This is a genomic window from Rahnella bruchi, assembly GCF_003614975.1.
GTDB lineage: Bacteria > Pseudomonadota > Gammaproteobacteria > Enterobacterales > Enterobacteriaceae > Rahnella > Rahnella bruchi.
On sequence record NZ_QZWI01000011.1, the window covers coordinates 47958 to 60730 of the forward strand.

The 12773-nt window shown below is 52.5% G+C and carries 11 protein-coding genes; 3 read left to right on the forward strand and 8 right to left on the reverse strand.

What is annotated here, in order from left to right:
• The first annotated feature begins 22 nt into the window (after positions 1-22).
• Entirely contained in the window at positions 23-1093 is a 1071-nt protein-coding gene (locus D5398_RS17490) for an SIS domain-containing protein (protein ID WP_120508767.1), read from the forward strand.
• A 41-nt stretch (positions 1094-1134) separates the two neighbouring features.
• A complete protein-coding gene (locus D5398_RS17495; protein ID WP_120508768.1) occupies positions 1135-2520 on the forward strand; it encodes a PTS transporter subunit EIIC in 1386 nt (461 codons plus the stop codon).
• A 64-nt stretch (positions 2521-2584) separates the two neighbouring features.
• Here the strand turns inward: D5398_RS17495 and D5398_RS17500 are convergent, their stop codons facing one another.
• The 8 genes from D5398_RS17500 to D5398_RS17535 form a co-directional block, all read right to left on the reverse strand.
• Positions 2585-3250, reverse strand: coding sequence for a Rossmann-fold NAD(P)-binding domain-containing protein (locus D5398_RS17500; RefSeq protein ID WP_120508769.1), 666 nt, complete (start codon positions 3248-3250; stop codon positions 2585-2587).
• A gap of 81 nt (positions 3251-3331) precedes the next feature.
• Entirely contained in the window at positions 3332-4576 is a 1245-nt protein-coding gene (gene mtr, locus D5398_RS17505; RefSeq protein WP_120508770.1) for a tryptophan permease, read from the reverse strand.
• A 977-nt stretch (positions 4577-5553) separates the two neighbouring features.
• The gene (locus D5398_RS17510; protein WP_120508771.1) at positions 5554-6288 is read right to left on the reverse strand and encodes a pirin family protein; all 735 of its coding nucleotides are present in this window, start codon (positions 6286-6288) and stop codon (positions 5554-5556) included.
• 160 nt (positions 6289-6448) lie between these two features.
• A complete protein-coding gene (locus tag D5398_RS17515) occupies positions 6449-8182 on the reverse strand; it encodes an ABC-F family ATP-binding cassette domain-containing protein (protein ID WP_120508772.1) in 1734 nt (577 codons plus the stop codon).
• A gap of 287 nt (positions 8183-8469) precedes the next feature.
• The gene (locus D5398_RS17520; protein WP_120508773.1) at positions 8470-9708 is read right to left on the reverse strand and encodes an MFS transporter; all 1239 of its coding nucleotides are present in this window, start codon (positions 9706-9708) and stop codon (positions 8470-8472) included.
• A 139-nt stretch (positions 9709-9847) separates the two neighbouring features.
• Positions 9848-10771, reverse strand: a complete 924-nt coding sequence (locus D5398_RS17525) for an alpha/beta fold hydrolase (RefSeq protein ID WP_120508774.1) — start codon at positions 10769-10771, stop codon at positions 9848-9850.
• A 58-nt stretch (positions 10772-10829) separates the two neighbouring features.
• The gene (locus tag D5398_RS17530) at positions 10830-11432 is read right to left on the reverse strand and encodes a TetR/AcrR family transcriptional regulator (protein ID WP_244216786.1); all 603 of its coding nucleotides are present in this window, start codon (positions 11430-11432) and stop codon (positions 10830-10832) included.
• 78 nt (positions 11433-11510) lie between these two features.
• Positions 11511-11885 carry a winged helix-turn-helix transcriptional regulator gene (locus D5398_RS17535; protein ID WP_120508776.1) on the reverse strand — a complete coding sequence of 125 codons (375 nt, stop codon included), beginning with the start codon at positions 11883-11885 and terminating at the stop codon, positions 11511-11513.
• A 107-nt stretch (positions 11886-11992) separates the two neighbouring features.
• Between D5398_RS17535 and D5398_RS17540 the strand changes: the two genes are divergently transcribed.
• A complete protein-coding gene (locus D5398_RS17540) occupies positions 11993-12724 on the forward strand; it encodes an SDR family NAD(P)-dependent oxidoreductase (protein WP_120508777.1) in 732 nt (243 codons plus the stop codon).
• The last annotated feature ends 49 nt before the right edge of the window (positions 12725-12773 follow it).

Below are 12773 nucleotides of genomic sequence, written 5' to 3' on the forward strand. Positions count from 1 at the left end.
TTTTAACCTAGAGGAGAACCAGATGAAACCGACCATGATGACTTACATCCAGGAAGAACAGGCGACGCTCGCAGGGATTATTTCCCGTTATCCTAATGATTTACCGGTGATAACTGACCCTGCCAACTGGCTGGTGATGGCAACAGGCTCCAGCATCAATGCCATTTTGAGCGCCAAGTTTTACGTTGAGAAACTGACGGGGGTGCGGATAAGCGTCGTGGAACCTTTCCATTTCCAGCATTACGAAAAGTTCGACGAATCGGTGCGCATTGTCATCGGAGTTTCGCAAAGTGGGGAAAGTACCTCCACGCTGAATGCCATTAAATATATCCGCGAAAGTTATTCGGTAACGACCTACGGCATGACCGGGAATTTAAAGAGTGAATTAGCCACAACCGTTGACCATGTTATTGATCTTGAAATAGGTGAAGAGAAAGTGGGATATGTCACCAAAGGATATATCGCCACTATATTTAAATTTATGTTACTGGGTGTTTATACCGCCAGAATTAACGGGCTCATCAGTTCAGAACAGGAAAGGGCTGAACTGGATAAATTAACTGCTGCCGTGAGTTGTATTCCTGACGTTATTTCTGCCACAGAAACTTTCTTTAAAGAATGGCAGGAAGAACTGACCGGTTCGCCGCGTTTTACCGCCATTGGTTATGGTCCGGCTGTCGGGGTGATTAAAGAAATGGAGACCAAGTTCGCGGAGACCGTTCGCGTGCCTTCCCAGGGCGTGGAATTAGAAGCGTTCATGCACGGTCCGTATTTTGAGGTGAATGCCAGCCATCGGATGTTCTTTATCGACACGCCCGGCGTTGCGCGGGAAAGATTGCTGCTGCTGAAAGCCTACGAGCAAAAGTACACGGATTATGTTTACACGCTGAAACTCGGCCAAAGCGATGATCCGCGCACACTGGCCATCAACGCGCCGGTGGATGAATTCATTGCGCCGCTGCTGATGGTGATCCCGTTCCAGATCCTCGCTCATCATATTGCTGAAGCGAAAGGTAATAACCTGCCACAACGCATCTTTACCGACTTTGGCGTCGCCGTCAAAAGTAAAACAAAACCGGGCGACTTCGTCTGAGTTCAACACCTGCGTTCTAACCTTGAAACTGAGGAATCATCATGGCTACATTCAGTCAGCTTGCCCCGCAGATTATTGAAAACGTGGGGGGATCAGAAAACATACAACACCTGACACATTGCGCAACCCGCTTACGCTTCACGCTAAAAGACGCCGGGAAAGTGAAAAAAGAGGCACTGTACAAGCTGTCTGAAGTCGTAAAACTGGTGGAGAATCCCGGTCAGTTTCAGATTGTGATTGGCCCAAAAGTAGAGCAGGTCTTTGCGGCGATCCAGGCCTCTCTTGGCGGGCAGTCTGCCGCAGAACCGGGTGCGATGACTCAGGGGTCTCTGATCAATCGTTTACTGGCGACGCTGTCGGCCATTTTCACGCCGTACATCGGCGTGCTGGCCGGTGTCGGGGTGGTCAAAGGGATTGTGGTGCTGCTGCAAACCCTGAATCTGGTGGATCCCCATTCTTACGTTTTTACTGTGTTCAACGCACTTGCCAGCGGCGTGTTTGTCATGCTGCCGTTGTTCATCGCTGTGACGGCCGCCGAGCGTTTCAGGGCGAACAAATTCACCGCGCTGGCGCTGACTGCGGCAATGATATTTCCGCTGACCGACCCCGGTATTCCCGGCGCATTTCACTTTATGGGACTGGCGCTGAACGTTAAAATTTATGGCGGCGCGGTGATCCCGGCGGTCTTCGCGGTACTGTTCCTGAGTTATGTCGAACGCTGGCTGAAAAAGGTCATTCCTGAAATTGCCGCGCTGGTCTTTGTGCCGTGTCTGTCGTTGATTATCTGCGGCTTTGTGGTCTTTACCGTCATCGGGCCGGTGGCTGATTATATCGGTGTGGGGATCGCCAGCGGCTATGCCTGGCTGTACAACCTGAGTCCGGTGATTTCCGGGGCCTTACTGGCGGGGATCGGGCAGATATTCGTGGTGTTCGGCGTTCACTGGGGCATTATTCCGCTGGCGCTGATCAACATTCAGGTCAACGGTTACGACACGATTATGGCGATGTTTATGTCCGCCGTGATGGGGCAGTTTGGTGCGGCGTTCGGGGCGATTTTCATTGCCCGCAATATCCGTGATAAGCAGATTGCGATTTCGGCTTCCGTCTCTGCTTTCTTTGGGATTACCGAGCCCGCGCTTTACGGCGTGAATCTGAAATACAAAATGCTGTTTGTGTTCGGCAGCGTAGGCGCGGCACTGGGTGGCGCGATAACCGGTCTGCTGGGCGTGAAAACTTACAGTTTCCTGCCGGTCCTGAACGTGTTTGAGCTGGGATTATTCAGCGGCCCGGATTCGAAAATGATTTATGAAGTGCTGGCGATTGCGGTGGCGTTTACCGTTCCGGCGATTCTGACCATTGTCTATGGTAAAACGCGGGTGCTGGTGCCCTCTGCCGGGCCGGGATTAAGCGGGGATCTGAGCCGTTAATGTGAAACGAACGTGAAAAAAATCCCCTGGCTGGCAGGGGATTTTTTTAATATGTTTCGGGTTCTCAGCGCCCCAGACGGGCAATGTCCGCCGTTTCAAGTATCGCTTTCGGATACCCCTGACGCACAGCATTGAGCATGGCGTTGCCGATAATTTGAGTACTCAGCACTGAATCAGGGAACCCCTTACGCAGCAACGGCAACAGCGGAGCCATCACGGTGTACAGTATCCGGTAACTGCGGGTTTTGGATTGCGCTCCGTGTAATGGCTGAATGACGCCTGGACGTAAAAGGAAAACGTTGGCGAAACCGAGTTTCAGCAGGGCATTTTCGGTCCGGCCTTTCACCCGCGCCCACATGCTTTTCCCTTGTTCAGAACTGTCGGTGCCTGCACCGGAAACATAGATAAAAGTCATCGCCGGATTCTTTTTCACTAACGCTGACGCGATATCCAGCGTCAGGTCATACGTCAGTCTGGAATATTGGGCTTCCGTCATTCCCGCTGAGGAGACGCCGAGGCAAAAGAAACAGGCATCGGCGTTATCAGGCAGCGTGGCAATGCGCTCTTCTGCCATCAGATCCGGCCAGATTTGCTGATGAAGTCGCGGGTTTTCCAGCGCCAGCGGCGACCGCCCGACCACGGTCACACTTTCCACATCCGGAGCTGCCAGAGACTCGCGCAGCACACCTTGTCCGACCATACCGCTGGCCCCAAATATCAACACGTTCATCTATCACCTCTGGTTTCAGTCATTCAGCGTTGCTGTCATTTACCGATATGGTGGTGCCGAAGAACAGAAGCAAGGCGGCCTTTAACGATATACCGGCAGTAAATTCACGCTCGACAAAATATGTACCACTGCATTGAGCACGCCGAACAGCAGCACCAGTACGATCATTTTATTGCCGCCCCACACGCGGTACAGCGGGCTGCCAAAACGCTGACGCGATGCACGCGCCATCAGCGCCGGAACAATCACCGCCCAGACGGTCGCTGCAAGACCGGCAAAACCAATCGCATAAATGAAACCGTCGGGATAAATCACTCCACCGATAATCGGCGGAACAAAGGTGACCAGCGCCGTTTTGAAGCGACCCGTGCGGCTGTCGCTGAATGTAAACAGGTCGGCCAGATAATCAAACAGGCCCAGCGTTACCCCTAAGAATGAACAGGCAACCGCAAAGTTGGAGAAAATAGTCAGCAGCAAATCCAGACCGGCACTGTTGAGGATCTGACTCAGCGACTGCACCAGCACGTCAATGTTGCCGCCACGCTCGGCGATACCGATAAATTCCGGACGCGGAATGTTGCCCATCGTCCCCAGCATCCAGATGATATACAACCCGAGCGCCATCAGCGTACCCAGCAGCAGACATTTTTTGATGATCTGCGGATTTTTGCCGTAGTACTTCATCAGGCTCGGCACATTGCCGTGATAGCCAAATGACGCCAGACAGAAGGGCAGCGTCGCCAGCACATAAGGCATATAGCTCGGGTTGATCTCGACGCTGTTAAGCAGATTCACCGGTTTCACATGCCACAGCAGGCTGCCGAATGTCAGGAAAAAGGCGATGATTTTTGCGCCGAGCACGATAGCGGTCATACGGCTCACTGCCCGGGTGCTCAGCCAGACGATAAAGGCCACGACCAGTGCGGTCAGCAGACCGCCAAGGCGGGGAGAAAAACTCACCGACATTTCGCGCAAAGTATGCTGGATAACCGAACCGCTGGCGGAGATATAAGCGTAAGTCAGAATGTATAAAACGAACGCAATAGTGATGCCATTCAGCCGGTTCCAGTGCTTACCCAGCAGATCGCCGGTCACCGTATTGAAACTCGATCCCACCGGATAGTTAAGGTTTGCTTCAAGGATCATCAGGCCGGAATGCAGCATGCAAAACCAGGTGAAAATCAGTGCGGCCACTGACCAGAAAAACCAGGCGCCGGACATCACCACCGGCAGGGAAAACATCCCCGCGCCGATGATCGTTCCACCAATAATCATTGCGCCGCCCAGTACTGAACGTTGCGGGGCGGTTACGGAAAGCGTCGCCATAGTGCGTATCCTCGCGTGGCTTTTATCAGAATTCGTCGAAAGAATGGCTGAAAAAGAAATGAGTTGAATATTGATCATGAATCGCTGTTTTGTGCTGCGATTTTGGTCTTAAGCGCGGCAATATAGTGCAAATGAAGTGTCTTGTACACTGCTGAACTAGTTTGCTGATACAAAATCGCAGATTCAGAAGCTGAGCAGGGCATTCAGGAAGTGACACAGGGAAATAACACTGGAAATGTGTACAAAATATTATCATTGTGCAATTTTCAGGTTAATAGCATGCCCGATATCTTAGGCGCAGCTCACAGATTTCATTACAGTTTCTTATCTTTAAAGAATAAAAAACCCTGTTCGAAAATACAGGGTTGACACACAACATATAGCGAGTAGATTAGAACTCAGCACCAGAGAGAAGTGAAAAGAAATTTTTATTTCGCGGTGCATTTAGCAAGTTGATAAACTTGCCAATAATGAGATGCGATAAAGGCTACGAAGTATTTTAGTATGGGTGATTCAACACCGGACGTTAATTGAAAGTCCGTGAGATGATGCTTTAAGGCCACGCAGTAAAGCTGTGCAATCGCATGATGTGGACTAAAACGCGATGATGTAACGCCTTGTTAGTTAGAGTAATGTTCGCGATTTGGGTACGTAAGTATGAAATCGAGAATGTCGCGACGAGAGTAAGGCCACGCATCAAAGAGTATATATCGCGAGGGTGATGTACTCATTTATCCCGCCTGAAAACCGGTATAGATGAAATCAACAGGATACCGATGTTATTCCACAATGTTATAGGAGGATAGCGTTACCCAGATTCAAAAATATATCCTGTGAAAATATGTACATCTTAAGAAGTTGCTTTATCTGAGCAGTACACGTAATTAAGTTGATGAATGTTAAATATTAATTTGATAGTACCTTAAAAGCCCCGGTTTAACGACTGGGGCTTTTTCATTTCTACAGCTTGCTTCTTATTATTTCCCGCTGATAGTGCCTTCGAGAATCGCTTGTGCGCCCAGGCACACCAGAAAACACACCAGTGTCGTGTCTTTGCCCGCAGTCGCAGCAGTTAAACCGCTATCCTCATCACTGATGGCGTCACCTTTAGAAAGCGTGACATCACCCACGCTGATTTCGCCATCCATTACATATAACCACTGAGCAAATCCCGCATATGAAGGAATTTCGGTGGTGGTGTTGTCATCCATGCGGATGTCATAAACATATACCGCCTGGCGGATTTCCAGCGGGGACTCAATGCCTTCCGGCGCAGCCAGCAGCGTCCACTCATTGCTTTTTATGCCGTCAGGGCGTGCCATAAACTGCACGCGACCCTCCAGATTTGCCGTGCGCGGACGGATAAAGATCTGCAACATTTCTGCCGATACCAGCGGCGTCGATTCCTCATGCCAGAAGCTTTCACCGGCATTCATCATCATCAGTTGCTTCGGAGAAAGAGGAACGCGGTTCCCGGCTGAATCTTCATGCACCATCGAACCGCGCCACATATAGCTGAGGATTTCGTCGTTGTTATGCTCATGCATTTTCACCAGCGTGCCTTGCTCAAGCGTGGCGTGATCGATAACGCTCAGAGGGCCGAACGCGTCATCGTTTTTCTCAGGCTGGATTTGTCCCGGTCGCATACGACGGATACGAAACGGCCCATATTCAAAGGTAGTTTTGGGTTCAGCACGTAAAACGTTAAACATAGTCTCTCCGGCGGAAGACAGGAACGCAGGGTTCAGATGAAAATCGAATACTATTTTTTAACATACAATGTTCGTGAAAACGTACAGCCAGCAAATAAACTTTCCGTTTATTTATAAATATAGGCCCCGTCCCTGAGGCCATTGAATGAATAATCAGCAGTTAATCAAGACTTAACAATGTACTCAGTCGGGCAATTTGCGTTTGCCACTCACGTTGCAGTTCAGGTTTCTGATGCTTTGGTTTGCGCGCCACATCCTCTGCCAGGCGGTGTTCCAATTCCACCAGTTCCGCCAGCAGTTGCTCTTCTTCTGTGACTTCTGTAACCGCAACGTCGGACTGGCCTGGTGGTGAGAGGGGTTCAGCAGGGGGAGGAGAACCCGCCAGCACAGTGTAAACCGGCGCGATGGTATGCCATTCCTCCAGCCGTTGTTCATCCACCAGCCAGAACCGGTTACAGCTTTGTTCGATGAGCGTCCGGTCGTGCGAAACTAAGAGCACCGCGCCACTGAAGGTTTTCAGCGTTTCCGCCAGCTCCTCTTTGCCTTCCAGATCCAGATGGTTGGTCGGTTCATCCAGCAGCAGTAACGAGTAATTTGCCAGCGTCAGCCCGATAAACAACAGCCGGGAACGTTCTCCGCCGCTGAGCGTACTCACTTTTTGCTGATGACGGATAAACGGGAATCCTGCGCCAATCAGTGCCATTTTCCGCTGCTCTTCCGTCAGCGGCGCAAAGTTCGACAGCGCGTCACCCAGAGAATCATCATCCTGTAACTGATGCTGATTCTGATCGTAATAACCCACACGCACGCGTGGATGGAAAGTCACACCGGTCGGGAGTGACTCCGTCTGGCTGAAGGCGTTCCACAACGTCTGCAACAGGGAAGATTTTCCGCAACCGTTGCGCCCGACCAGCGCGATACGGTCACCGCTTTTGATGCGCATATCATCCAGCGTGAACAGGACCGGGGCATCAGGCGCCGGGCGAACCTGCAAACCTGAAAGCGCCAGAACCCGGTCAGCCGCCAGCGCTTCGCCGCTAAGCTTAAGTTTCCACTGGTTACCGGCGGTGACTTCGGTCTGATCATCCTTCAGCCGGTCGACCTGCTTTTCCATTTGCTTGGCCTTGCGCGCCAGCCCTTCGTTATCGTAAACGCTGCCCCACAGCGCCAGACGTTTGGCGCTTTTGGTGACGCGGTCGATCTCCTTTTGTTCCGTTTTTCTGCGCAGGGCGTCGGAGGTGTCTTTTTCCTCCAGCGCGTGACGTGCCTGCGTGCATGGCAGGCGAATAAATTGCAGGGTTTTGTCGCGCAGGATCCACGTGCTGTTGGTCACATTGTCGAGCAGGCTGCGGTCGTGAGAAACCAGCACGAAACTGCCGTTCCAGTTTTTCAGAAACTGCTCCAGCCATAACAGCGTCGGTAAATCCAGATGGTTGCTGGGCTCATCGAGCAGCAGTAAATCGGGCTGGCGGATCAGCGCGCGGGCCAGCAGCAGGCGGGTGTGTTGCCCGCCGCTCAGCGTGCCGGCCGTCAGTTGCCAGGCGGATTCATCGAACCCCAGCGTGGAAAGGAGCACCTGCGCCTGCCACAGTTCTGGCTGATGAAGACCCGGCGGCAGATGATTCAGAACAGATTCCAGCAGGGTGTGATGGTTCAGTGCTTCAGGCAGATGTTGTTCGACGCGGGCCATCAGGCACTGGTTCGCCAGCGTAACGCTGCCGGATGTTGCCGCCAGTTCGCCGCTGAGGATTTTCAGCAGGGTACTTTTGCCGCAGCCGTTGTGGCCGATAAGGCCGATGCGGTCGCCTTTTTTCAGGCCGAAGGAAATCTCAGCCAGCAAAGGGCCGAAGGAATTATCGAAAGATACAGATTGTGCAGACAGTAAAGTCATGATGCTTACTCAGGTTTTCGGGCAAAAAAATGCCTCTCGTCAATAACGCCGACGATAACCGGTAAGCCGGAGGGAAGAACTCAGTTTGTCAGTTAGCTTCGCTCAGACAGGTTATCGCGGCACGGAGCCGGAAACGCCTGAGCAGCGACGATCGCCAAAGACAGGTGAATATAAAAACCATTCACGGGTCAGCATGGGGATCCTCCTTATGTATAACGTTGGTGAATGAATGAGCTGATTATATTGGGGAATTCTGAATTGTTCCAGTTACAAAATTCCCCTTACTGCCTTTACGCTTCCACGACTTCATTTTCCAGTTTCTGTCGTTTACGCAGACCGGGGAACCAGGTCATCCATAAGCCGACGACAACCAGCGTTCCGATGCCACCAATGGCTGCCGCGGGGACTGCGCCGACCCAGGCCGCCAGCAGGCCGGATTCAAATTCGCCGAGCTGGTTCGAGGTGTTGATGAAGATGGAGTTAACCGCGCTGACGCGTCCGCGCATATCGTCCGGCGTGTCGAGCTGCACCAGCGCGCCGCGAATGACCATGCTGATCATATCGAATCCGCCGAGTGCAAACAGGACCAGCATTGATAGCCACAGCGAGGTGGAAAATGCGAACACCAGCGTGGCTGCGCCGAAACCGGCCACAGCGGCAAACATGGTCATCCCGACGTTACGTGTCAGCGCACGGTGACTCAGCCAGAAACCGACAATTAATCCGCCGACCGCCGGTGCACCGCGTAATAAACCCAATCCCCAAGGGCCGGTATGCAGAATGTCGTGGGCAAAAATGGGCAGCAGGGCGGTTGCACCGCCGAGCAGAACCGCAAACAAGTCGAGAGAAATTACGCCCAGCACATCCGGACGGGCGCGGATAAAGCTGATCCCGGCGAACAGAGTTTTAAACGTCGCGGGCACCCGGCGTGGCGGTGCCTGTTCATAACGTAAACGGCTGACCATCACAATCGACAGCAGATAGAGGCAGGCGCAGACCGAGTAAGCGACGCCCGCTCCCGCGACATACAAAAAACCGCCGAGCGCAGGGCCAACCATAGACGCCGCCTGGCCTGAAACGCTGTTGGCGGCCATCGCCCGTGCCAGTAAATGCGGCGGCACCAGCGCCGGAAGCATCGATTGCAGCGACGGCGCTTCCATGGCCTTGGCGGTCGAAATGATAAAGATCAGGCCGAGGATAATGACTTCGTTAACGTGATGCGTCAGCGACAAATAAGCCAGCGCGGCAATCGCCACCCATTCGGCGATTTGTCCGATCAGTACCACACGACGGCGGTCAAACTGATCTGCCACGTGACCGGCGACCAGCGCCAGTGCGACAGAAGGGAAAAACTGCACCAGACCGATCAGCCCCAGATCAAACGCCCTTCCGGTAATCGAGTAGATTTGCCAGCTCACCACAATGGAAAGCATCTGGAAACCAAAGCTGGACGCCGCGCGGGCTATCCAGAACGCCACAAACGAGCGGTGTGCTAACAGCGAATCCGGATTAACGGAAGAAGAAGACATGACAAATCCCTGAAAAATGAAAGCTGCCGTGTCTGCTGGTCGCATGCGACAAGTTAGCCCGGCAATTATTGTGGATGCAAATAATTAACAAACAATCTGACGGGCCGTTTTACCATAAAAAATTCAACAAATCTGCATATCACATTGTGAAGAAATTGTGCAGTTCGCGGGCAAGCGCCTGCGGTTGCTCCTCGGGAATAAAATGACCGCTGTTGGCGATAATAATTCCGGTCACGTTTTCGGCGAAAGCACGCAGTGGCACGGCCATATCCGGGATAGACCCCTGATCGGCACTCACTGCCAGCAACGGCACCTGTAATTTTCCCTGACTGTTCAGCTCACGGTTTTGCTCAGCGGAAACCATGACGGAACGGTAATACGCCAGCCCGGCACGCAGCCCGCCGCTTTTGAGGAATACGCGTAAATACTCGCTGATGTCCTCATCGGTAAAAGCATCCGGCGCTGCGGTTTTGCTGCGCAGAAACCAGTCCAGATAAATGCGTTCATTGCCAGAAATCAGCGCTTCGGGCAGATCGGGAAGAGTGTGGAACGCAAAGTGCCAGGTCTTCCATGATTTATCCGGCGTGACCGGCAGCGCATCCGGCAGGGTAATTCCTGGGATACCGGCATCAAGCAGCGCCAGGCGTTTTACCTCAGTCCGGTACAGCGCCGCATACGGATAAGCCACCCAGGCACCGACATCGTGGGCGACCAGAAAATAGCTTGTGTGACCGAGAGTTTGCATCAGCCCGTGAGTTTTCTGCGCCAGACTCTGCGTGTCGTAACCGGTTTCTGGCCGGTCGGAATCCCCCTGACCCGGTAAATCAGGTGCCACCAGCCAGAAATGCTCCTTCAATTCCTGCATGACATGACGCCATGCAAACCAGCTCTGCGGAAAACCGGCCAACAGCAGCAGAGCTTCGCCGTCCTGATTTCCGCCACACACGTAATGCATTCGTACGCCGTCAACGGTGGCGTAATGATGATGAAATCCGGCAAGTGTGGCATCAGGCGTACTGAAGGGCGCGGTGGTTACCGGAACGGAAGGCAGACTATGAGTCATGGTGTTTCTCCTTTAATATTTATTAGGAAATGAGTATTTCCTAAATGGAAAAAAATTTTTAGTCGAGGATTTTTAATGCCAGTTCAAGCGTGGCGCTGGCGGAATGATTATTCTCTACTTTCCCCGCGACACGCATTCCCAGCACGATGTAGAGCATCAGCGTTGACGCGGCTTCTGCATCAATTACGGCTGAGACCGAACCGTCAAGTTGCCCCTGTTCGATAAGTGAGATCAGAAATGCTTTATTGCGGGTAATTGCCTGACGAACCAGCGCGGCGACTTCGTCATCGAAGGTCAGTAATTCAACCGTTCCCGCGACAACCAGACAACCCCGGCGGCCTTCAATTTCATGCGCGGACTGAAGGTAAAAGCGCAGCACTTCGGCAATGCGTTCGCGCCCGGTCGTGACTCTCTCAATCTGCTGGCGCAGCTGAGCATTGCGCAGCGAGGTGTAGCGTTCAAACACGTTGAGAAACAGGGTGCGTTTATCGGTAAAAGCTTTGTAGATGCTGCCCGCCGTCAGGTTCATCGCCTGACCGAGTTCGCTCACTGAAGCGGCATGGAAGCCTTTTTCACGAAATACCGTCATGGCATTATCGAGCGCCAGACCGGTGTCGAACTCACGCGGACGTCCGCGCTCTTTAGGTGCTGAAGTGTGCATAAAAGCCGCCACCATTAGGAAACGTTAATTTCCTAATGGTGGCATACGAATGTCATACTGGCAAGCGAAGCAAATCCTTCACACCGGGATAACCCGCTCGTCATATTCCTTCTGGGCTTCTGCCAGACGGCTGCCGTGTGCTGTTGACCAGGCCACCAGCGCAGTAAACGGATGTTGAAGTGTGCGGCCAAGCGGCGTAATTGAATATTCCACCGCTACCGGAGAGGAGGTGATCACCCGCCGGTGGATCAGCCCGTTCCTTTCCAGCCTTCGCAAAGCCTCGGTCAGGGCTTTATGGGTGATGGGGTCAAGCCGGCGTTTTATGGCGTTAAAACGCGACGGTTCAGTGCATAAAACACAGAGGATCAGCACTGACCATTTGTTGGCAATTTGTTCAAGAATGGGCCGCGTGGCATTGATATCTGACAATATTTTTTCGGGAGAATCAGGCATGAGGTTTCCTCTGGTATATCTGCGCTACACAAGGTGCGTAATTGACAGTAGATATACGCAATGTATCTTCTTTGGTCAAACACCGACCAACACGAAAGGGTACAAAAATGCAGAAACTTCAGGGTAAGGTCGCCGTGATCACCGGCGGTAACAGCGGTATCGGTTTTGCGATAGCACAGCGTTTTGTCAGTGAAGGTGCGTATGTTTTCATTATGGGACGACGTCAGGCGCAACTGGACGAGGCGCTGTCAGTGCTGGGGGAAAACGCAGAAGCAGTACAGGGAGATGTCACAAAGCCAGACGATTTAGCACGCCTTTTTGAGACGGTAAAAACCCGCAAAGGCAGGCTGGATATCCTGGTGCCGAATTCAGGAATTTCGGAATATGCGCCGTTGGAAGCGATTTCGGCAGAACACTTCGATCACATTTTCGGGATCAATGTCCGCGCCACATTGTTTACCGTGCAGGCGGCAGTTGAACTGATGTCCGAAGGCGGGTCCATTGTAATGATTGGCTCAATTGCCGGTTTTATCGGCACAGCCGGTTATGGCGTTTATGGCGCGTCCAAGGCTGCAGTGCGTTCCTATTCTCGCACCTGGACACGTGAACTTTCGGGCAAAGGGATACGGGTTAATACGCTCAGCCCCGGCCCGATTGATACGCCAATGTTTGATGATGTTTCTGATGAAGTCAGGAAAACGCTGACTGCACTTATCCCGCTGGGACGTTTGGGAAAACCGGAAGAAGTGGCGGCAGCTGCGCTTTTCCTTGCATCAGATGAAAGCAGCTACATCACCGGAGCCGAACTGTGCATCGACGGCGGTATGAGTCAGGTTTGAGCAAAAAAAAACGACCTCCGGTGAGGTCGTTATTGTTCAAACTGAAAAG